Annotated in this window: 19 protein-coding genes and 1 pseudogene; 12 read left to right on the top strand and 8 right to left on the bottom strand. The window is 62.7% G+C overall.

Annotated features, from left to right (window positions below; all coding sequences use genetic code 11):
• Positions 1-173: 173 nt before the first annotated feature.
• Together AC629_RS35555 and AC629_RS35550 are read right to left on the bottom strand one after the other, a co-directional pair.
• Positions 174-1,160, bottom strand: coding sequence for a cysteine synthase A (locus AC629_RS35555; RefSeq protein ID WP_084809415.1), 987 nt, complete (start codon positions 1,158-1,160; stop codon positions 174-176).
• Between the two features lie 169 nt (positions 1,161-1,329).
• Positions 1,330-2,091, bottom strand: coding sequence for a bestrophin-like domain (locus AC629_RS35550; protein ID WP_084809414.1), 762 nt, complete (start codon positions 2,089-2,091; stop codon positions 1,330-1,332).
• Between the two features lie 167 nt (positions 2,092-2,258).
• Here AC629_RS35550 and AC629_RS35545 point away from each other — a divergent pair, with 167 nt between their 5' ends.
• Positions 2,259-3,581, top strand: coding sequence for a TAXI family TRAP transporter solute-binding subunit (locus AC629_RS35545; RefSeq protein WP_084809413.1), 1,323 nt, complete (start codon positions 2,259-2,261; stop codon positions 3,579-3,581).
• A 164-nt stretch (positions 3,582-3,745) separates the two neighbouring features.
• On the opposite strand, the gene AC629_RS35540 is transcribed toward AC629_RS35545, so the two are convergent.
• Entirely contained in the window at positions 3,746-5,869 is a 2,124-nt protein-coding gene (locus AC629_RS35540) for an adenylate/guanylate cyclase domain-containing protein (RefSeq protein WP_084809412.1), read from the bottom strand.
• A gap of 126 nt (positions 5,870-5,995) precedes the next feature.
• Complete coding sequence (locus AC629_RS35535) at positions 5,996-6,622, bottom strand: TetR/AcrR family transcriptional regulator (RefSeq protein WP_084809411.1); 627 nt, start codon at positions 6,620-6,622, stop codon at positions 5,996-5,998.
• A 138-nt stretch (positions 6,623-6,760) separates the two neighbouring features.
• On the opposite strand from AC629_RS35535, the gene AC629_RS35530 reads away from it, so the two are divergent.
• The 4 genes from AC629_RS35530 to AC629_RS35515 all read left to right on the top strand — a co-directional run bounded on the left by AC629_RS35530 (position 6,761) and on the right by AC629_RS35515 (position 13,567).
• Positions 6,761-7,993: a cytochrome P450 gene (locus AC629_RS35530; RefSeq protein ID WP_084809418.1), complete on the top strand. Its 1,233-nt coding sequence runs from the start codon at positions 6,761-6,763 to the stop codon at positions 7,991-7,993.
• A 152-nt stretch (positions 7,994-8,145) separates the two neighbouring features.
• Complete coding sequence (locus tag AC629_RS35525; RefSeq protein ID WP_084809410.1) at positions 8,146-11,763, top strand: AsmA family protein; 3,618 nt, start codon at positions 8,146-8,148, stop codon at positions 11,761-11,763.
• Between the two features lie 361 nt (positions 11,764-12,124).
• On the top strand, positions 12,125-13,249 hold the full coding sequence (locus AC629_RS35520) for a DUF2336 domain-containing protein (protein ID WP_084809409.1): 1,125 nt from the start codon (positions 12,125-12,127) through the stop codon (positions 13,247-13,249).
• A gap of 72 nt (positions 13,250-13,321) precedes the next feature.
• Positions 13,322-13,567: a hypothetical protein gene (locus AC629_RS35515; protein ID WP_084809408.1), complete on the top strand. Its 246-nt coding sequence runs from the start codon at positions 13,322-13,324 to the stop codon at positions 13,565-13,567.
• A gap of 183 nt (positions 13,568-13,750) precedes the next feature.
• On the opposite strand, the gene AC629_RS35510 is transcribed toward AC629_RS35515, so the two are convergent.
• From AC629_RS35510 to AC629_RS35500, 3 genes are all read right to left on the bottom strand, one after another.
• Positions 13,751-13,999 carry a hypothetical protein gene (locus tag AC629_RS35510; RefSeq protein WP_168195668.1) on the bottom strand — a complete coding sequence of 83 codons (249 nt, stop codon included), beginning with the start codon at positions 13,997-13,999 and terminating at the stop codon, positions 13,751-13,753.
• 130 nt (positions 14,000-14,129) lie between these two features.
• The gene (locus AC629_RS35505; protein ID WP_143199685.1) at positions 14,130-14,501 is read right to left on the bottom strand and encodes a response regulator; all 372 of its coding nucleotides are present in this window, start codon (positions 14,499-14,501) and stop codon (positions 14,130-14,132) included.
• Positions 14,502-14,874: 373 nt separating this feature from the next.
• Entirely contained in the window at positions 14,875-15,372 is a 498-nt protein-coding gene (locus AC629_RS35500; RefSeq protein ID WP_084809407.1) for a GNAT family N-acetyltransferase, read from the bottom strand.
• A 165-nt stretch (positions 15,373-15,537) separates the two neighbouring features.
• Here AC629_RS35500 and AC629_RS35495 point away from each other — a divergent pair, with 165 nt between their 5' ends.
• Both AC629_RS35495 and AC629_RS35490 read left to right on the top strand, forming a co-directional pair.
• Positions 15,538-15,804: a hypothetical protein gene (locus AC629_RS35495; protein ID WP_084809406.1), complete on the top strand. Its 267-nt coding sequence runs from the start codon at positions 15,538-15,540 to the stop codon at positions 15,802-15,804.
• Positions 15,805-15,964: 160 nt separating this feature from the next.
• Complete coding sequence (locus AC629_RS35490; RefSeq protein ID WP_084809405.1) at positions 15,965-16,720, top strand: outer membrane protein; 756 nt, start codon at positions 15,965-15,967, stop codon at positions 16,718-16,720.
• A gap of 93 nt (positions 16,721-16,813) precedes the next feature.
• Here the strand turns inward: AC629_RS35490 and AC629_RS35485 are convergent, their stop codons facing one another.
• The gene (locus AC629_RS35485) at positions 16,814-17,437 is read right to left on the bottom strand and encodes a helix-turn-helix domain-containing protein (RefSeq protein WP_502693075.1); all 624 of its coding nucleotides are present in this window, start codon (positions 17,435-17,437) and stop codon (positions 16,814-16,816) included.
• An 872-nt stretch (positions 17,438-18,309) separates the two neighbouring features.
• Here AC629_RS35485 and AC629_RS47290 point away from each other — a divergent pair.
• The 5 genes and pseudogenes from AC629_RS47290 to AC629_RS49280 all read left to right on the top strand — a co-directional run bounded on the left by AC629_RS47290 (position 18,310) and on the right by AC629_RS49280 (position 21,324).
• Positions 18,310-18,642 carry a hypothetical protein gene (locus AC629_RS47290; protein ID WP_168195667.1) on the top strand — a complete coding sequence of 111 codons (333 nt, stop codon included), beginning with the start codon at positions 18,310-18,312 and terminating at the stop codon, positions 18,640-18,642.
• An 11-nt stretch (positions 18,643-18,653) separates the two neighbouring features.
• Complete coding sequence (locus AC629_RS35480; protein WP_168195666.1) at positions 18,654-19,427, top strand: hypothetical protein; 774 nt, start codon at positions 18,654-18,656, stop codon at positions 19,425-19,427.
• A gap of 169 nt (positions 19,428-19,596) precedes the next feature.
• Positions 19,597-19,644 (top strand): annotated as a pseudogene (locus AC629_RS49290) (hypothetical protein); the annotation flags it as partial.
• A gap of 280 nt (positions 19,645-19,924) precedes the next feature.
• Positions 19,925-20,407, top strand: coding sequence for an autotransporter outer membrane beta-barrel domain-containing protein (locus AC629_RS49285; RefSeq protein ID WP_245332097.1), 483 nt, complete (start codon positions 19,925-19,927; stop codon positions 20,405-20,407).
• The gene (locus AC629_RS49280; RefSeq protein ID WP_245332096.1) at positions 20,362-21,324 is read left to right on the top strand and encodes an autotransporter domain-containing protein; all 963 of its coding nucleotides are present in this window, start codon (positions 20,362-20,364) and stop codon (positions 21,322-21,324) included. The genes AC629_RS49285 and AC629_RS49280 overlap by 46 nt, the downstream gene beginning before the upstream one ends.
• Positions 21,325-21,585 lie beyond the last annotated feature (261 nt).

Genomic DNA, 21,585 nt, shown 5'->3' with positions numbered 1-21,585 from the left:
CACGTGCTAGCTTAAGCGCTAGAACCGCCTTGGACGAATAACTTCTTCTATCGCGCTCAAGCGCCTTGGCGTTTTCACACAGCCAAGACCCGGAGCTGACATTGCCAAAGCGTCGGGATACCGGCTTCTGACCAACAGCAAGAACGGATAGCAACCCAGCCAATGGCGGCCCGCTATCCCATCCACCGTGGTATGGGCAGGTTTTTCTTGCGCAGGAATTCCGGGTTGAACAGCTTGGATTGATAGCGCTGGCCCCCATCCGCGAGGATGGTCACGATGGTTTTGCCTGGACCAAGGTCGCGCGCAAGTCGCATGGCTCCAACGACGTTGATGGCGCTCGAGCCACCGAGCACCAGTCCTTCATGCTCGATGAGGTCGAACAGAACGGGCAGGGCTTCCTCGTCCGTGATCTGGTATGCCGTATCAATCGGCGTGCCTTCCAGGTTCTTGGTCACACGGACCTGCCCGATACCTTCGGTGATCGAGTCGCCTTCTGTCGTCAGCTCGCCTTTCGTGAACCAACTATAGAGAGCGGCGCCCATGGGATCGCTGAGCGCAATTTGAATGTTGGGATTTCGCTCTTTAAGGGCCCGCGCGATCCCACCCAACGTGCCGCCGCTCCCAACGGCACAAGTGAATCCGTCGATCCTTCCGTTCGTCTGCTCCCAAATCTCCGGCCCGGTCGTGCGATAGTGGCCCTCCCGATTGGCAACGTTGTCGAATTGATTGGCCCAGAAAGCACCGAGCTCCTCGGCGAGCTGACCGGAATAGCGAGCGTAATGACCGGGATTGGAGTACGGCACGGCGGGCACCAGACGCAGGTCGGCGCCACACAACCGCAACATGTCCTTCTTCTCCTGACTTTGCGTGTCAGGCATCACGATCACGCTGCGATAGCCGCGTGCATTCGCCACCAGCGCTATGCCGATGCCGACATTGCCGGCTGTTCCTTCGACGATAACGCCGCCCGGCCCAAGCTTGCCGCGTCGCTCGGCGTCTTCGATCATGGCCAGAGCCGCGCGATCCTTGATCGAACCGCCGGGATTGAGAAATTCGGCCTTGCCGTAGATCTCGCACCCTGTGGCCTCTGACGGCATTCGCAGCCTGATCAATGGCGTATTGCCGATGGAGTCCAGGAAACCTCTACGAATACCGTTCATCGCCTGCCTACCTTTGCACTCCTGCAACTTTAGGCTCGCTGGCGGGCAGTTCGATTCTCTAGTTCAGGCGATCTGTGCAATGTTTTGAGCGTGCGACCTTCTCAATCGGCATTTCTATTCTTGCGCCGACGGCGCAGGGCTTCGCTCGCTGCCAGCCCCGGGGGGCTGGCTAGGATCCAAGCGGCGCAAGAGCGTTGCGCAGCGGCGTGCTGGATAGCTGCATCAGTCCGACAAACGGCTGGCTCAACTCCAGGATCAGGAAAAGCGCTGCGGAAGCGGAAATCGCAAACACCAGCATTGCAGCGATGTTGATCGGGGTGAGCCGCGAGAACAGGCTGAAGCTCATGAAGATGACGGCAAGCCAGAATACGAGCACAGCGAGAAAGGGCATGGGGATCGAGTTGTCAGCGTGTTCAAACAGCAGCAGGCGCGCTTGTGCTGTGTCAGTAGCGACCTGTATTGCCCGATCCCTGAGCGAACGCTGAGCGTCGGTTTTTGGCGACAGCGCCTGAATTTTTGCAAAGGCATCCTCCGCCACGGCGGTCGCCCGGAAGGACGTTCCCTTCGTGGACTCCGAACTGTCCTGGCGCCAAATCCTTTCGACAAGGGGCTCGACCGCACGTCGCAAAAGTTCGCGGGCATCATGTGACTCCGGCCCGTATTGCTCCAGGAGTTGGTCGAGCAGTATGACGTCGGCGGTCAAATGCCGCACTTGACTGCTCTCGGTATCGTACGAGCTATTCGCCGAGGCAATCAACAGACCAAGCACGAGCGCCGCGATGGTGGCGATCAGCCCGGTCCCGAGCCGCACGTAATCCCTCGTGTCGTCCGCCAGATGGTGCTCCGGCAAGGTGTTGCGCAGCAACGCGCCAAAGAGCGCGCCTCCCAGAATAACCACGAGTGCAATCAAGGACACCAATATTGGGCTCATTGCTCTCAACTCCCTGCGCAATCGCTGCCTTAGGGACCGACAGAGGGGCAAACTCGTTGATCTATGTCAATTGCTTCTCCGCCTCATTGGCAAGCTAATACAATCCTCGGCGCTGGGTACCTTCGGTTGTCGAGATTCGGCATATCGCCTGCTTGTCGGGAAAGAGCATGGGCGCGTTCAGGCTACCGATCTGGCTGCGCATTGTTGTGGTTGCAGGGCTGGTCGCCTTGGCTGCGGGCGCAAGTTACGTCGCTTACCGGTGGTACATTCGGCCGGTGACCTTATCGATCGCGGTCGGATCCCTGGACGGCGAAGCTCCGAGGGTTCTTTCAGCATTTGCGAGTCGGCTTGCTGCGACGAATGCTCCGGTACGGCTCAAGATCGTCGAAACCGCCGGCGCAGCCGAATCCGCGAGCGCCTTTTCGACGGGCAAGACGGACCTCGCAGTTGTTCGTGGAGACGTCGGCGACCTGTCGCAGGCACAGGCAGTCGTTGTCCTTGCTCAAGCTGTGGCGTTGCTCGTTACGCCCCCGGGGTCCTCCATTACGGACATGGCCGGCCTGAAGCGCGTAACAGTCGGCGTCGTCGGGGGCGAGGTCAACCAGAAGATCGTCAGCGTGCTTACAAAGGCATACAACCTTGATCGCGCCAATGTCGTGTTCAAGAACTTTGCGCCGGCGGACATACGTCAAGCGCTTGAGACCAAGGAGGTGCGTGCCGTTCTTCTCGTCCTGCCACTGACCGAGAAATATTTGTCAATGGTGCGGGGGCTCTTCCCCCAAAACGTGAAGGCGGCGCCGACACTGATCCCGATCGAGAATGCGGGAGCAATTGCGGAGGAGGAACGTGCCTACGAGAGCTTCGACATCCCCAAGGGTACGTTGCGAGGCTCCCCTCCTAATCCGGACGACGATGTCACGACGCTGAGGGTTTCGTTTTACCTCGTCGCCAGGAAGAGCCTCGATAACGATTTGGTCGCCGGCTTTACGCAAGCCTTGATGAGTGCACGCAGGGACCTGTTGCGTGAGGAGCCAATCCTCGCGCAGGTCAAGGCGCCGGACACCGATCCCGGCGCATATCTTCCGGTTCATGCGGGTGCGGCAGAGTACTACAACGGCACGCAGCAAGGCTTTCTGGACAAGTGGAGCAACGTGATTTTCCTGGCTCCAATGGCATTGGGCGCGCTCGCCACGGTATTGGCGACGGCCTGGAGATTTCTCCGATCGGGCGATTTCCAGACCAAAGAAGCGGCGCTGGATTCGCTTTATGCGCTGGGGCGGAGGATCCGGAACGCTGAAACGGAATCGGAGTTGTCAGAGATCGAAAATCAAATCGACGAGGTCCTGCGCGCGCAACGCGCCAGAGCGGCAACGGACGACGAAAACGCACTTGATGCCGCTACCCTGAATGTAACCGCTCATCGTCTTGAGAATCTTATCCATGATCGCAGATCGGCGCTTGCTGCACCGACCTCGAAGCCCGGATCGTAGTGGCGGCTCCCGCTTTGGGCGCTAAGCGCAAAGTCGATCTCGACGGTCCTTGATTGGCGCAGTCGCGGTTGGACATGGCAGTGACCTGCTCGGATATCACTACTGTTCTCTTGGCGCTGAGCCCGATGATCTTGTCTGCCCCTGCCTTGCGCGGCAGTCTGGCCTTAGACGGGCGCCTCCGCGCGACACATGGCAAGCAGCGACGTTGCAACTGGATCGTCGGGAAAGTCTCGCAGAATGTCTTCGTAGTGTCGCGCAGCTTGATCCAATTCTCCTCTCTCCAAGTAGATTGAGGCGTCCCTCGTTCGATCGCACAGTGCAACCGCGTGCTCGGACGCCTTGAGCTCGGGATCATCGTTGCCCTTGATGCCCATAAGCTCGTAGATCATGAACTCGCGCTTGCGGCCCTTGACCTGAACCTTCCTGATTGGTCTTGCTATGATTTCGGGCTCGACAGCCTCGAACACGCTGTCGCTGATGCAGATCGTCGTGCCGAAAGTCTTGTTGATGCCCTCCAACCGCGCCGCGACGTTTACACCATCGCCCATGACGGTATAGCTCAATCGCTCGGTTGACCCGACATTGCCTACCAGTACGTCCGAGCAATGCAAGCCAACGCGGAGATGAAACGGCGGCCGGCCCTCCTTGCGCCAGTCCGCGTCGAGTTGCTCCATGCGACGCATTGCTCGCATCGCGCCACAGCAGCCACGCAGCACATGGTCCTCGCGATGGACCGGAGCGCCCCAGAACGCCATAACGCCATCGCCGATGAACTTGTCGACTGTCCCTGCCTCTTCCGCGATGGCGTTGGAGACGACTTCAAAATAGACCGAGAGTTGGGAAAGAAGATCATTCGGAGCCATTTGCTCCGACAACGTAGAAAAGTCTTTCAAGTCGGTGAAGATCACCGTCATGAATCTCTGCTCGACGCCGAGGCGAAGCGGCATTCCAGTCTTGATCAGCTTTCTAACGACATCCAGCGGCACGAACGAGGAGAACGAGCGGAGCGAGGTCTCGAACAGCGAAACGGCCGTTTGCAGCTCCTTGACTTCCCGGATGTAAGATGGTGGCGGCATCGCGTCCGCGTGCGAAAACGTCAGATCCTTGACCGATCGTAGTGCCGACGACACGGATTCAATGGGGAGCGACAACCGCCGCGAGAGGAAATAGATCAGCAGCAATTCGATGCCCGTCAGTGCACCGATCACGGCGATCATTTGCCGGTTGGTCCGCTTGAGGGTGCCGACAAAATCGTCGGTCGGCGTAAGAGTAACCACCTCCCAGGGCTTATCGAAAGTTTCTGGAAAACGGGTGAAGGTCGCACTGATCTCCTGGCCGTGCTGCGGTGAGTGAAAGAAGAAGTTGTCCCGCTTGGTCTCGTGGCGAAGTCGATACGCCTCGCGCAGGTCGTCATCGGCAATAGTGTCGAGTCTGGCGAGTTCGACGCGACCGTTCTCCAGCCGCACGCCCTTTTTGGGATCCGGATAGGCGATAATCGTGGCGTCGGTCGCGCTAGCGATCACAGTGGTGCTGTGGGGACTGGCGCGGTGGCTCGTGAGAAAATCTGAAAGCACGTTGAGCGTGATATTGCCCGAGGCGCAGCCGATAAACTGGCCGTCTGCGACAATCGGGACCCTCAGGGTAATGACCGGATAGCCGGTATCTGGATTTGGCCAAGGCCCCTCCACGACCAGTTTAAGAGTGCTCTTCGCCGCCTGGTAGCCAGCGAGCGCTCTGATGTCCTCAATGGTGTCTACATCGTAGCTACCTACGACGTGGGGCCAGGTATCGTAAAACGTGCGATGCCGGACCCGTCGCGGGCGGCCGGCAAAGCTATCGATATAGCTGGAATGCCAATTTGCTGACGACGGAATCTTCGGATCGGAGCGCCTGCGGTCATCGTCCATCCGGGTGACAACCCGATGAAAGCCGTCTTCGAAACTGACGAAGACCGCATCGATTTGCCGCCCCGAGGTAAGCGCCTGGTAGAGCAGTTCACGGCTTTCCTCTTTCCTGAAAAACTGCGGGTCTTCTGCGGAAAGCGCCGCGATGAGTCGGAGTGTGGTTGCGACCGGATCTATCAGGTTCTTTGCATCTTCGATGCTTGCCTGCTTGGTCTTGGTCACAACGTCGTTCAGCGTAGCGTTGATCGCGGCAGAGCTGCGCTCGTAGTTGTAGATCAGGATGAAGATCAGTACGGGAATGCTCAGAAGGACGAACAATCCGGACATCGCCGCGCTTAGCCGCAATGCAGAAAAGTTCGAGGTATTCCAGCGATTTGGGCGCATTCTCTCTGCTCAACTTGGTAGCCGCATCGGTGACAACTGATCGATGTTGTCAGGTGACGCTATGCATCTTCGGCGGATTGCGCATGGATGGTCGTGATGATTCCGAGCAATCTCTCCGACGTTGGACTATGAAGAGGTGCCCTGGTCCGAAGCCAGCCCCGTGCTGCGCCGGAGATCGGTGATCGCACGCCAAAAGCTGTCGGCCGGCGCGGTCTCCGGATCGATCAGCCGGTGCAGGCGAAAGCCGTCGTCGAGCGCCAGCACGACGGAGGCGATCCATGCCGGATTCAGCGTGTCGTTCTGGCCGTTGCTCTTCAATGTCGCCTCGACGATGTCGGCGATCATCTTGCGCCGGGCGCGCAGGCGCTTGGCAAGCTCGGGCCGGCGTTTCTCGGCGCGCGCGACGTAGAGGATCATCTCGATGTGCAGGAGCGGCGAGCGGGCGAGGGGGTCTTGCCGGGCGCGATCCATCGCCTTCAGAGCCGCGATGAAGTCGTCGAGATCCTTGTGCTGTGCGAGGATGTCGAGGTTGCGCCGGATTGATTGATCAACATGGTCCTCGAGCATGGCGACGATCAACTCGTCCTTGCTCCCAAAATTGGAATAGAACGCGCCGCGGGTGAAGCCGGCCGCTGCCGCGATCGCCTCGATGCTGGCCCCGCCGATGCCGTCCTCCTCGAACAGGCGCGCGGCCGCCTCGAACAGCTTGTCGCGCGTGTCGTCCCTGGTCGGCCTGGTTCTCACTCTTGACATCGCGGCAGGTTAGGGCAGAATGCAACTCGATACAACAATGTATCGAGTTGATAATTCGACTAGAAAAATCTTGGGGATGGTTACGCCGGGCATCGGGGCTGCCTGCGTGTGTCATGCGGCAACCGATTCGAGGTCACCATGAACGAGCAAGTGCAACCCGCAGGCGGCGATCCGCTGTTCAACCCGTTGTCGCCGGACTTCATCCGCGATCCCTATCCGCACTACGACCGGCTGCGCGCGATCGATCCGGTCCACGTGACGCCGTTCGGCTCCTTCCTCACCAGCCGTCATGCCGAGGTCAGCCTCGTGCTGCGCGACAAGCGCTTCGGCAAGGATTACGTCGACCGCGCCAAGCGGCGCTACGGTCCTGAGATCATGGACGAGCCGGTGTTCCGCAGCATGAGCCACTGGATGCTGCACGCCGATCCGCCCGATCACACGCGGCTGCGCGGCCTCGTGGTGAAGGCCTTCACCGCCCGCCGCGTCGAGGACATGCGCCCCCGCATCCAGGAGATCGTCGACCAGACCATCGATGCTGTGATCGATCGCGGCCACATGGACCTGATCGAGGATTTCGCCTTCCGCCTGCCGGTCACCATCATTTGCGACATGCTCGGCATCCCCGAGGAGCATCGCGAGACCTTCTACAAGAGCTCGCGCGACGGCGGGCGGCTGCTCGATCCCGTGCCGCTCTCGCCGGAGGAGATCGCGAAGGGCAACGCCGGCAACCTGATGGCGCAGATGTATTTCCAGCAGCTGTTCGAGCTGCGCCGCCGCACTCCCGGGGACGATCTCATCACGGAGCTTGTGCAGGCCGAGGAGGATGGTCACAAGCTCACCAATGAAGAACTGACCGCCAACATCATCCTGCTGTTCGGTGCGGGCCACGAGACCACCGTCAATCTGATCGGCAACGGTCTCCTGGCGCTCCACCGCAACCCGGACCAACTCGCGCTCCTGAAGGCGCGGCCGGAGCTGATGGCAGGCGCGATCGAGGAATTCCTGCGCTACGATTCATCGGTGCAGATGACCGGCCGCGTCACGCTGGAGGACATCGACGATCTTGGCGGCGTGAAGATCCCCAAGGGCGAGACCGTGCTCTGCCTGCTCGGCTCGGCCAATCGCGATCCGGCGGTCTATCCTGATCGCCCCGACCAGCTCGATGTAACCCGGGCCAACGTCAAGCCGCTGTCGTTCGGCGGCGGCATCCATTTCTGCCTGGGTGCCCAATTGGCGCGCATCGAGGCCGAGATCGCCATTGCCACGCTCCTGCGCCGTCTGCCGGATCTGCGCATCGACGACGTCGCGAACCCGGAATGGCGGCCGACCTTCGTGCTGCGCGGCCTGAAGCGGCTGCCAGCGAGCTGGTGAGGGCCCTCAGCGTTAACCTCCGTGCGCAACAGTCGCTGTGACTTCGCCACACTTCCCTCTATAAGGGGGCTGTTCCGGCGCGCCTGAAGTCCCCTGAGGCTTGGGTCTGGCCAAGGTTTGGTCGTGACGCCGGTTTGGCCGAGGGGAGACCCGTGCAGACGACGCTGCTCGGATTGGCGATTGCCTTCATCATTGCGCTTCTGGCGGCGCTCATCGGGCCTTACTTCATCGACTGGAACCAGTTCAGGCCCCAGTTCGAGGCGGAGGCAACCAGGATCATCGGCGTGCCAGTGCGGGTGGCGGGCGAGCTGGACGCGCGGCTCCTGCCGGCGCCGACGCTGCGGCTGCGCTCGGTTGCCTTCGGCGGCAACAACGATCTCGGCCGCCTGCGCGCCGACAAGCTCGACGTCGAGTTCAGCCTGAGTTCGCTGATGCGGGGCGAATGGCGCGCCACCGAGCTGACGGTTGGCGGCATGGCCGCAGACCTCGGTCTCGACGCCAACGGGCGGGTCGACCTGCCGTCCACCGCGCGCGGCACCTTCAACCTGGCCTCACTGGCGATCGAGCGGCTGAACCTCACCGGCCGCATCGCCCTGCATGATGCCGCCAGCCGCTCGACGCTGGAGCTCAATGACATCGTTTTCTCCGGCGACGTGCGCTCGCTCGCCGGCTCGGTGCGCGGCGACGGCCGTTTCACCGCCGCCGGGGTGCGCTATCCGTTCCGCGTCTCCTCCGGCCCGAGCGCCGACGGCAGCGCGACCCGCCTTCACCTCAATATCGATCCCGGCGAGCGCGCCGTTCTGGTCGATCTCGAAGGCGTGCTCGCCTTCGGCAACCGCCAGCCGAAATTCGAAGGCGCGTTGACGCTGGCCGTGCCCGCGGTCAAGAAGACAGGCGAGGCCGGGCCGACACCCTGGAAGCTCACGACAAAACTCAAGGCGGACCCGGCCGGCGCCAAGTTCGACCAGATCGACGCGAGCTTCGGCACTGAAGACACCGCGCTGAAGCTCGGCGGCGTCGGCGACCTCAGGTTGGGCGCATCACCGCTGCTGCGCGCGGTGCTGTCGGCGCGCCAGGTCGATGCCGACAGGCTGGCCGGCAAGGACGATGCGGAGCCGCTGCGCATCCTGCCGGCGCTGCGCGCGGGTCTTGCGGCGATCCCGCAGGCGCCGATCCCGGCGCAGATCGAGTTCAACTCCGAACAGATCATGCTCGGTGGCCGTCCGCTCCAGAACATCACGGCCGAGCTTCAGACCGATGGCCGATCCTGGACCTTCCGGCGGCTTGAGCTGCGTGCGCCCGGAATGACGCAGCTTTCGCTCAACGGCGCGACGCCCGGCGCCGACAGTTTCAGCGGCCGTCTCAGCGTCGAATCCTCCGACCCCGATACGCTGGTGGCCTGGCTCCAGGGCCGCAGTGAGGTCAACCGCCGCAGCACCAGGCCGCTGCGCCTTGCAGGCGACGTGACGATCGCGGCCAACCATCTCGCGATCGACAGGCTGAAGGCCGACATCGAGGGCGGCGCCGTCGAGGGCCGCATCGCCTTCGTCCAGACCGGCGCGAGCAAGGGCTCGCGGATCGATGCGGAGCTGAAGGCCGACCGCCTCGATCTCGATGCCGCCGCGAGCTTCGTGCGCGCGCTCGCCGGACCGCAAGGCGAATGGCCGGACGAAGCCAAGCTCTCGCTCGATATCGGCCGCGCGATTTTCGCCGGCCAGGAGCTGCGGCCGTTCACGGCGAAGCTCGGCTACAATCCGGCGGCGCTGTCGCTAGAGCAGCTGCGGTTCGGCCAGGCGAGCGGGGTGACGACGGAGGCGAGCGGCAATTTCGACCGCACCAGGGCCACCGGCAAGCTCGCGCTGAAATCCTCGGCCAATTCGCTCCACGAACTCACGGCGCTGCTCGAGCCGATTGCGCCCGCGGTCCGCGCGCGGTTCGACGCCATCCCATCGCTGCCCGGCGCGACCCGCCTGAAGCTGGACCTCAGCCTCGACAAGAACGCCGAACATGCCGATCGGAGCGACGCCCGAATCGCTCTCGACCTCGACGCGCCGCAGCTCAAGGCCACCGCGACGCTGGCCGCGCAGACGCCGGCGGCCGCCGCGGTCAACGGCATCGATCTCGATCGCCTGCGCAACAGCGACTTCACGCTGGACACGAAAGTCTCGGCGCCGCAGGCCGGCGCGCTGCTGGCTCTGCTCGGTCTCGATCGGGTGGTGGCCGCAGGCGAGGGCGCCTCGCAGTTCGAAGGCAAGGTGAGCGGCGCCTGGCGCCGGCCTCTGCAATTGAACGCAAAGCTCAGCGGAGGCGGACTGGACGCGGATGCGCAGGGCAATGTCGAATTGTCCGAGCCGAAGGGCAGCGTGAACCTGCGCGTGCGCAACGCCAATCTGGCGCCGCTGTTCGGGACCAGCCCGGCCGGCAAGTCGGTGCAGAGCGTCAGCCTGTCCTCGCGCGTCAACCTCTCCGGCAATCGCCTGACCTTCGACGATCTCGACAGCAGCGCGGGTGGCTCGCATTTGCGTGGCCATCTGGCGGTGACGCTCGATCAGGAGAAGAGCGTCGACGGCGAAGTCGGCCTCGACTCGCTCGATCTCGTGCCTGCGCTCGCGATGGCCATCGGCGCGGCGGGACGCGATGCCGGCGAGCCGTTGAGTGCGGGGCTTCTCGGTAGCTGGCGCGGCCGGATCGCCTTCCAGGCGTTGCACGGCACGTTGCCTAATGGCATCGAGCTGCGCCCCGTCGGCGGCACGATCCGGAGCGACGGCCAGTCGCTCGCGCTCGATGCGCTCAAGGGCGGCATCGGTGGCGGCGAGATGTCGGCGAGCCTCGATGCACGCAATGGCGCCAACGGCGTTGCGCTCAACCTACACCTCGATCTCACCAATGTCGATGCGACCACGCTGCGCTTCCGCGATCTCGCGCTGCCCAAAGGACGCACCTCGGTGCAGATGGCGCTGACCAGCCAGGGCCGCAGCGTTACGGCCTTGACCGGCGCGCTCGCCGGCAACGGCACGGTGACGCTGGCCTCGGCCGAGATTGCCGGCCTCAATCCGCGCGCCTTCGAGATCGCCATCCGCGCCAGCGACAGCGGCCAGATCACCGACGACAACCGATTGCGGCAGCTAGTCGAGCCCGCATTGTTGGCAGGTCACATCGCAGTCGCCTCGGCGCAGATTCCGTTCACGTTCCGCGACGGACGCCTGCGCGTTGGCGCGACGCCGCTCGAGGCGAAGAACGCCCGCGCCATCGTGTCCGGTGGCTACGATATTCCCGCCGACCAGGCCGACATTCGCGCCAGCCTGACGCCGATCATGACCGGGCTGTCAGGCGCGCCGCCGGAGATCCAGTTGTTCGCGGCGGGTCCCCCGGACAGGCTGACCCGCACCATCGACCTCGCACCGCTGTCCTCGTGGCTTGCGGTGCGCACGATCGACCGCGAGACGCGCCGGCTCGACGCCATCGAGCGCGGCGAGCCGCCGCCGGCGACCGCCGCACTGCCGACACTGGTCTCTCCCGACCCGGTGCCGGAGCCCTCGCTGACCGACGTGCCGATACCGGGTCGCGATCCGCGCCGCGCGCCGCCGAAGCCCAAGGTCGCGCCAACGCCGAAGGCGCCGCAGGCGGCTCCCGCCGCGCCAAGCCCGCCGCTAGCAAGCCAGCAGGTCGCGCCATTGCCGCCGCCGATTGAGGTGCGGCCAGCCCCGGGCCCGCCGCCCGCAAAGCCCAGGCCGAAGCCGCCGCTGGTCCTGACACCGTCGAACCCGTAGAAGGACGACCCATCGGCCGCCTCGTCTCGCGGCCATCCTTCGAGACGCCCGCCGTTGGCGGGCTCCTCAGGATGAGGTCTTGTTTCGCGGCGAAATCTTAGACCCTCATGGTGAGGAGCGCCGTCTTACGGCGCGTCTCGAACCATAAGGCCGAGCAGGTTCGCAGTCGCCGCCACACTGCGCCGCGCAGGTCTAGCGCGACGGTAAACACATCCGCTCGCATTTTAATGAATTTTTGTCGGCAAAACTGATTTGCCGATTTTACTGAATTCTCGCGTTTGATCTCTAGCGTTGTTCTCAGAGGAATTCGGCGTCCTGCCAGTATAAGCGGGACGGCTCGCCAAGAACTGGGGTCATCGAGATGAACGGCGCGAAATCGCTTCTGCAGGATCTGGACGACGCGATCGCACGCGGCACCGACGAAAGCCGGGCCCGGGCGTTGTGGCATGCGACCGACATCCTGATCACGGGCCGCTACAGCGACGACGAGATCAGCATGTTCGGCGAGGTCATCGGCCGGCTTGCCGACGAGATCGAGGTCGCCGCGCGTGCGCAGCTTTCGGAATTGATGTCGGCCTGCGATCACGCCCCGTTCAACGTCATCGAAAAACTCGCCCTCGATGACGAGATCGAGGTCGCCGGCCACGTGCTGCGCGACTCCAATCGTATCGACGAGAAGATGCTGGTCCAGAGCGCCCTGACCAAGGGCCAGTCGCACCTGCTCGCGATCGCCCAGCGCAAGTCGATCGGCGAAGCCGTGACCGACGTGCTGGTCAAGCGCGGCAACCAGGAGGTCGTGACCTCCGTCGTGAAGAACGAGGGCGCGCGCTTCTCCGGCTCGAGCCTCTTGCACATGGTCCGCCGCGCCGAGGGCGACTCGATCCTCGCCGAGCAGCTCGGCCTGCGTAAGGACGTGCCGCGGCACATCTTCCAGCAGCTCATCTCGAAAGCCTCGGAGGACGTCCGCCGTCGCCTTGAGAGCGAGCGTCCCGAGATGATGGCGCAGATCCAGAGCTCGGTGACCGAGGTCACCGGCGACCTGCAATCCAAGTTCGGTCCATCCTCGCGCAGCTACTTCGTCGCCAAGCGCGTGGTGACGACGCAGTACCGGCAGGGCAATCTCAACCAGGATTCGATCTCGAACTATGCGCGCCAGCACCGCTTCGACGAGGTCCAGATCGGCCTGTCGCTGCTGTCGGCGCTGCCGGTCGACGTGATCGAGCGCGCGGTGATGGACCGCAATCGCGAGATGCTGCTGGTCCTGTGCAAGGCGCTCGACTTCTCCTGGGACACGACCATGTCGCTCCTGTTCCTCGGCGCCAAGGATCATCTGATCACGGCGCGCGACCTGCAGGACAACGAGCGCGATTTCGGTCGGCTCAAGATCGAGACGTCGCGCAGCATTCTGAAGTTCTACCAGTCGCGCAAGAACAGCGTGGGTGCCGATACTGCCACGGGCCGTCAGCCCGAGCTCCAAGTACACTGAGAAGTCCACTGAGCAAGTACACTGAGCAGGTTCACTGAGCATCATCCCGGAATTCAAAGGGGAGTATTTGCAATGTTGCCTCAATTCGGCACCGCGGTCCGCAAGAACAAGACTCTCAACAAGAGCCTGAACGCCGATGCTGGCGGATCGGCTCCGGACAAGGCCTCGGTCGATGCCGCCTGGCTCGTGCTAGAGGCCGCCAACGATCTCGGCGACCATGCCGCGATCGATGCCTGCCGCCGCGTCATCGACGCCGAGCTGAACGGAACGGTCGCCGGCAGTTCGGACCTCGACCTGGTGCTGGGGTATTTCAGGTAAGACCCCGTAGGATGGGTAGTGCCCTTTCGAAACCCATCGCCGGCGGAACGTAGCGGAGAATGACGCGTTTCGCTGCTCTCTGGGATCTCGCTGCCTGTAGCTGCGTGCAACAAATGCAAAAGGCCTCGCCGAAGCGAGGCCTCCTGGATGATTGATCGTGCTGTTCGATCGTGCCGGGCAGCACTAATCGTCCCAATCCCAATGATGACGGCGGATCACAACGCCGCGGTCGTAGTCGCGATCGTGGTAGTACCAGCGATGATGCCAGCCGCGATCATGCTCGTAAATGCGTGCACGCGGGCCATCATAGCGGTCGCCGTAGTAGTCCCGGTCGCCGCCAATATAGACGCCGAAGCCGGCCGCATTGGCCATGGTGGGGGCACCGACTGCAAGCGTCGTTGCCGCCACGAGAGCGTAAGTCAGCTTCTTCATCTGTTCCTCCTCCTTCTGCATCGTCGCGAGTCAACGACTGCCGCGATAGCCTGTTGCAGGAACCGGAGAGAAACTTTCTTGAATGGTTGTTCAGATTTCATCATGAAGCTGTGAACCTTCCGCCCCCGCGTCACGCGATGGTTTCATCCGTGCCGCTCAGCAGCGACCTGACCGTGCGGTCCAGCTCCTTGATCTGGAATGGCTTGCGCAGCCCGGGCCTGTCCATGAATGCCTCCGGCATGCGGTCGATGCCGTAGCCGCTGGCAAACAGGAAGGGAATCTTCCGCGCCGCGATGATTTCCGCCACCGGCGCGATATTTGCTCCATTGAGATTGACGTCGAGGATCGCGACGTCGAACTCGCAGTTACGTGCGAGCGACATCGCCTTGTCGATTGTTCCTGCTTCAGCCGCCACGCGATGACCGAGTTCCTCGATCATGTCGGCAATCATCATCCGGATCAGTGCTTCGTCTTCCACAAGGAAGAATGCTTTCGTCATCATGTCTCGACCCCTTGCTGTTGATCAATGGCGAGACTGATTCGTGACGGACCACCGAACGGCACGGACGCTGCCACATCAGTGCTGCAATCCGCCGCAGATGAATTCAACTCGCTGCGCGCAACTTGGGTCCCGTTGTTCCCCGTAGTTCCCTGTCAGATGCTGGCATTCTGCTTGAACGCGGCGCCGGGCCGGCCCACGGCCCAGCCGTTTGCGCCCTGGACGTCTGGGCGTTCGCGCCGCCGTCGACGGTCAGCGTCGCGCACGCCAGGAACGCCACGGCATTGGCGATGTCGTCCGTCGCGCCATCAATAGCGGCCGATGTTGATGATGCGGCCGCCCCTGGCAGAGTTTGTCTATCGGAGTCTTGCGCCTCTCACCGCCGGATACGGTAGATGACGACGTCCTCGCCGTGACGCGTCGTGCTCTTCTCGATGATGTAGTTCGACTTCTCCAGCACGCGGCGCGATGCGCCATTCCCGACAAGGACCAGACCGATAAGGGAGGTCAGCTCGAGTTGCGAGAGCCCAATGTCCGTCAGCGCGGTCGCGATCTCACTCGCAAATCCCTGGCCCCAAAATTCGCGTTTGAACGTGTAGGCAATCTCGATTTCGTCGACGCCATCCACGAGGATGTGCCGGATCCCCGCCCGCCCGGCGAACGCCCCGTCTCTCGTGCGCAACACCCACAGCCCGAAGCCGTGCTGGTCCCAATGGGCCATGTTGACGGCGAGATAGGCCTTCGTCGCCTCCGCCGAGCGTACGCCGCCGAGATAGCGGGATACTTCGGCATCGAGATGCAGCGCGACGAGATCCGCGAGGTGATCTTCGCCCAGCTTCTCGGCGGTCAGCCTCCTCGTGCTAAAATAATCCATGGCCAATATGCGCTCAGTGCTGGCAAGCTATGGGTGTCCTGCTGTCGCTATTTTGTCCGGCGTGTCAATCGGGCGCATCGAACTCCGATTTGATCTGAATCAAGCGTCTGCGTGGCAGTCGCACCACAACAGAGACTGTTGGGATTGGTGAATGTTGGGGGGGCAATGATCCCGACCTGGTACGTCACCTTTGAAGTTCAAAGGCGCGGGAACCTGCCGAGGCTGCGGAGCCCGCGAGAGACGAAGACCTTTGCCACGGAGGACGAGGCCAAGCTGTTCGCGCGCCAAAAGCTCGATGAAGGCCTCGCTGTATTCGCTGGTACGATCAACCCCCACGTTCCCAAGCGCATCATTCCAGCGTCTTCCATCCAGGCATGGCTCGCCGGCGAACAAGAGAGCGGACCGCCGGCCGGAGCTCAGAACATCGACTAAGCACGTTGTCGTGCATAGTGATGGCTATTCAGTGTTGCCATTTTGATACGGGCCTGAAGCCATCTCTCCCTTAAACTTCTGGATGTTCGCAGAATTTATGCACGCCAACCTGCATAAGCGCATCTTTGTTGAATGAGATCTGAGCAAAGGGGAAACGGTAATGATGAAAAGGCTCGTTATGGCTGCGATCGGCTTCGCGGCGTTAAGCGTCGCGGCTCCGGCTATGGCGGCCGACATGGCTGTCAAGGCTCCGCCGCCGGCACCGGTGGTGGCGATCTATAACTGGAGCGGGTTCTACATCGGCGCCAACGGCGGATGGGGCCAAACCCACAATTGCGTGGATTTCGTAACCGTCCTTGGAACGGTCGCGAGCGGGTGCGGTGATCGGTCCGGAGGCGTGGTTGGCGGGCAAGTTGGCTATCGCTGGCAAACCAACCAGTTTGTGTTCGGATTGGAAGCGCAGGGCGATTGGGCCGACATCAAGAACACGCGCGTCAGTCTGTTCGATCCGACGATCTCGACCACAGCGAAAACCGACGGCATCGGCCTTTTCACGGGCCAAATCGGTTGGGCATGGAACGCGGCACTGCTCTACGTGAAAGGCGGCGCGGCCGTGACAGGCAATAATCTGACCATATTCGACAATATAACCGGGATCGGTCTGGTCACGGCAAGCAGTACTCGGTGGGGCGGTACCGTGGGTGTTGGCTTTGAGTATGGCTTTGCACCGAACTGGTCGGTCGGTGTTGAATACGACCATCTGTTTATGGGGCACGCAAATAATTCCTTCTCGGTGCTCGATCCCCGCCTAGCGGCTGTGCTCAATGACCGCGTCAGCCAGGACGTGGACATGGTCACGGTTCGGTTCAACTATCGCTTCGGCGGTTACGGGGCCCCGATCGCGGCTCGCTATTGAGCACGAGTCTTCCCAGTAAACTCAGGCCCCGGCATGGACCGGGGCCTTTTTCATAGGAAGCCGCAGGAGTGAGGATGTACCTCGCCTCCAGCGTCAGTTCTGACGGTCGAGTGCGGCGAGTTGCTGCCTGTCCAGCAGAACGATGTGACGCTGGTTGTTGCCGATGAAGTCGAGGACGCCGAGCTCGCGCAAATGCGACAGCGACCGCGAGACGGTCTCGAGCGTCAGACCGAGATAATCCGCAATGTCGCGCCGCGGCATCGGCAGCGCGAGGATGCCCGCGGCGGTAAGCCGCCTGTCCATTTCGATGAGGAAGGCGGCGACTCGCTCCAGCGAGGTCTTGCGTCCCAGCAGAAGCATGTGGTCTTCCGCATGCCGGAGGTTCGTCGTGGTCATGCAGAGCAGGCTCATGGTCAAGGTGCCGTCGCTTCCGGCGACAGTGTCAAGGCTCTCCCGCCTGATCAGACGCGCGGTCGTGTCCACCAAGGCTTCCGTCGTGAAGCGATGGACGCCGCCATTCTCCAGTCCGAAGATGTCCCCGGGGACGTGGAACGCACAGATCTGCCGGCGCCCGTCGGACAGGAGCTTGTAGCTTCGCACTGCGCCCGACTTGACCTGGTAAATATATTCGGCGGGCTCCTTCTCGCCGTAGATCTCACTGCCACGCCTGTAGGTAAACTCGCTCAGGCAGATCCTCGAATTCGAGGCGGCGGCCATTCCGAGTTCGCTGAGGGAATGTGGGCGGGGCAGAGTGGCTGAGGTCAAGTGCATCTGCATTGGACCAACTCCTCAATCCGGTGGCGATCGGGTTTGTCAGCCGCAGCGCGTGTAACACGGGGACAGTGTCGCACCGCCTCGTTTCCGCTCCTATCGAGATTGTTCGAAAGTGGAACCGATGACTATCGTCCTAAGGTTCATTGTACCAACGGGCAGCGCAGAATTTGGCGCGTCCGGCCCGCGCTGCAATTGGGAAAGCTGCAGCGTGTTATCTGGCGGTGTGATGAAGCTGTTGCCAGAATCGAGCGCGACCACACAGACTACGCCCCGGACGAAAGCTGCATCAGCGGCAACTATGGCGTGTGCTCATAAATCTATCGTTTCAGCTTCGGAAGCAGCGAGGTCCGCTTTGCGCTCACTCAAACAGCCGACATAAGAACTGACCTTGCGTAGGTCTGCGTCGGGCCAGGAAGCAACATTCTCCGCCGAGCTGTTTGATTTGCAAGCGTGGGGACGCGCAAAGCAGCATGAGTGGGACATTCAGGTAGCGAGCTATGATCTCGTTGAAGTCAAGAAGCGATTAAAACTTCAGAAATTGGTCAGTCTTGCTGTCCGCTGTTACTTCGAAACCATAGTCATCGAGAAATTCGAGCCATCCGATTTCTCGCCATGGTTGCGGCAGAATCTAAGAGCATGCGTCGCCACATACTAGCTCAGATTTGAGCTGGCGCAGCTCAGACTGAGCAACCGGCTTTTTGGCGCGCCGCCGTCCAGTACGGTTTGGCGTGGCGCCGTATAGGGCATTTACGCGTTCGGGCCAATCGGCATGCCCATCCTTCACCGTTGATTGGCTGACGGGGGAGTTGGTTGTCATGATCAAAGTTGCCAAGGCCGGCGGCCTCAGCGCGAAGATCCTTCCGGGCCTCACCCTCTACGGCCAGGCCGGCTACCAGTTCCTCGTGAGCAGTACCGACGGCGTCAGGCGCGATGGCGTCAGAGCCGCGCCACTAACGTTAGTGGCGGCAGGGCTCCGGTCGCTCATTGGCGCCAGAGGGAAACTGCAATGTCCAAGTCTCATCATCGCTCGGGTGCGGAGCCGGGTGATTTCCCCCCATGCTCGTTGTAATATCGGCGCTGTTTGCGGCAGGTGCGGCGCAGGCGCAGGTGTCGACCTGCACGGGACAGAGCGGCGGCTGCAGAATTGACGAAGTGCAATTTGGCAATTCACCGGCGACTGCGCCCATCGGCAACAACACTGCTGGGGGGTGACCGTAGGCTATACGGCTATACGAGCACAGGCGTTCTCACCATCCAGAACGGCGCGACGGTCACCAGCGGCTTCCTCTTCGATGGTGTTGGAAACACTATTGGCGACCTGGCATCCGGCGTGGGCACGGTGACGGTAAGCGGCCCCGGCTCCGCCTGGAACTCGTCCATCAATGCTCTTATTGCCGGCAACTCCGGAACGGGCACGCTCACGATCGAGAACGGCGCGACGGTCACTAGCAGCTCGGGCGGAGTCATCGGGAACGCCATATCCGGCGTGGGCACGGTGACGGTAACCGGGCCCGGCTCCGCCTGGAACACCGGCAGCGCTAGCATGATAATCGGCAACACGGGAAAGGGCACACTCACGATCGAGAACGGCGCAACCGTCACCACTAACTTCGGCGATATCGGGAGCGGCACATCCGGCTCGGGCGCGGTGACGGTGAATGGCGCCGGCTCCACCTGGACAATGGGGGGTATGCGTGTCGGCACTCAAGGAGCGGGCACGCTTACGATCGAGAACGGCGCGAGTGTCACCAACAGCGCGAACGCATTTATTGCGAACAGCTCATCCGGCTCGGGCGCGGTGACGGTAAGCGGCCCCGGCTCCACCTGGAACGCCGGCGGCATTTTTGTCGGCCTCTTCGGAGCGGGCACGCTCACGATCGCGGACGGCGCAACGGTCACCACCCCTCCATCACCGTGGCTGCGCAAGCCGTAAGTCGGGGCACGCTCAATATTGGCGCGCCCGCCGGCGCGCCGGCGGGCGCGCCGGGAACGCTGAATACGACGTCCGTCGGATTCGGTGCTGGTACCGGCCTCATCGTCTTCAACCACACCGCAACCGACTATGTGTTCGCACCCGGCATACCGGTCCCGGCTCGGTTAACGTGCTTGCCGGCACGACCATCTTCGCGGCCAGCAAGACCTACACCGGTCAGACGACGATCAGCGGCGGCACGCTTGCGGCGGGCGCCGCTGATGTGTTCAGTGCGGCGTCACATACCGTTGTGCAGAGTAGCGGCACGCTCGCCCTGCGAGGCTTCAACCAGACACTCAACAACGGCCTTGAGAACGCGGGAACGGTGGAGCTCGGAATTCCTGGTGTAACGGCTCCGGGCACGACGCTGACTGTCGCCGGCAATTATGTCGGCCAGGGCGGCACGATTGCCATGAACACCTTCCTGGGGGGCGGACACCTCGGCCTCGGACCGGCTCGTGATCAATGGCGGAACGGCGAGCGGGAATTCATTCCTGCATTTCATCAATGTGGGCGGCCCCGGAGCACAGACCACCGGCAACGGCATTCTGGTGGTTCAGACCATCAACAACGGCACCACGGCGACGAACGCGTTCACGCTCGCCGGCGAGACGCGCGCCGGCGTCTACGACTACGATCTGTTCCGCGGCAGCCCCGCCAACATCAACGACCCCACAGTCGCGAACGACTGGTTCCTGCGCTCGACTTTTCTTGGCAATGGCGGGAACGGCGACGGAGGCCCGGTCACGCCTCCGGGCGTGCTGCCTCCTGTGCCTCCACCCGACAACGGCGTGCCGCCACCCCCGGGCATCTGGCCGATCATCGGGCCGGAGATTGCGACCTATGGCGTGGTGCAGCCGATTGCGCGGCAGATGGGCTCACCACGCTCGGCACCCTGCACGAGCGCGTCGGCGATGCGGCGGCGGACGCCGCGTGCTTGAGCACCACGTACGACAGCGCCGCCATCACCAAGGCCCCACTGGCTCCGGTGGTCAACTGTCAACCGGCCGTGTGGGGCCGCCTGTTCGGCCAGCAGGTCAACAACCACTACCTGGCCTTCGCCGATCCACGCGCCAGCGGCCAGGTGGCCGGCATCCAGACCGGCATCGATGTCTGGCGCGGCAGCCTGATCCCGGGCCATACCGACACGGCCGGCCTCTACTTCGCCTATGGCAACGGCAATGTGAGCGTCGACGGTCTCGTCACCAACGCGGCCGCGACCGCCTACATCCTGCAACGTACCGGCTCGCTCAATCTCAACGCCTTTTCGTTCGGCGGCTACTGGACCCACCGCGGCCCCGGCGGCTGGTACATCGACGCGGTGCTGCAGGGCTCGTTCTACCAGGGCGATGCGTCAACGCAGTTTGCCAGGTTGCCGATCAACGGCACGGGCTTCACCTCATCCCTCGAGACGGGCTATCCGATCCCGCTGCCCTGGTTCGGGCCGCGCTTCGTGCTGGAGCCGGAAGGTCAGATCATCTGGCAGCGGGTCTCCTTCGATGACGCCAATGACGGCCTGGGTCCGGTCGCGCTCGGCACCACGTCCGGCGCCAGCGGACGGCTCGGCCTGCGCGGCAAGTGGACCATCGACGATCCCGCCGGGCGGGTGTGGCAGCCTTACGTGCTCGCCAACGTCTGGCGCGATTGGGGCGCCAACGCGAACACGATGTTCGGCGTCGACTCCGCGCCCTTGCTCGAACAGGCGACGCGGCTCGAGTTCGCCGGCGGTCTCAGCGCGAAGATCCTTCCGGGCCTGAGCCTCTATGGCCAGGCCGGCTACCAGTTCGCCGTGAGCGGCACCGACGGCGGCCGGCGCGATGGCGTCAAGGGCAACTTCGGCGTGCATTACACGTGGTAGGCGGGGCGTCGCGGATCGGTTGGAGGTTCGATGTGGGTCATTCGCTGCTGACCTAAAGCGGCCCCACGGCGCTCCCACGGCCGCAAACCTCTGAAAGCAGACACGATCTGCGCGTCACAACGCATGCTCTGTGCTCTCACAAATGAGGAGTACGATCATGCCTGACGAAGAGAGCCTTTCCACTAAAGCTCGCCGCACCCCCTGGAACAAGGGCAAGCTGATCGGAGCCAAACCTCCGCTGCGGCCAAACCAAGTCTGGTC

Source organism: Bradyrhizobium sp. NAS80.1, assembly GCF_001908205.1.
GTDB lineage: Bacteria > Pseudomonadota > Alphaproteobacteria > Rhizobiales > Xanthobacteraceae > Bradyrhizobium.
This window is presented reverse-complemented; position numbering and strand designations above follow the sequence as displayed.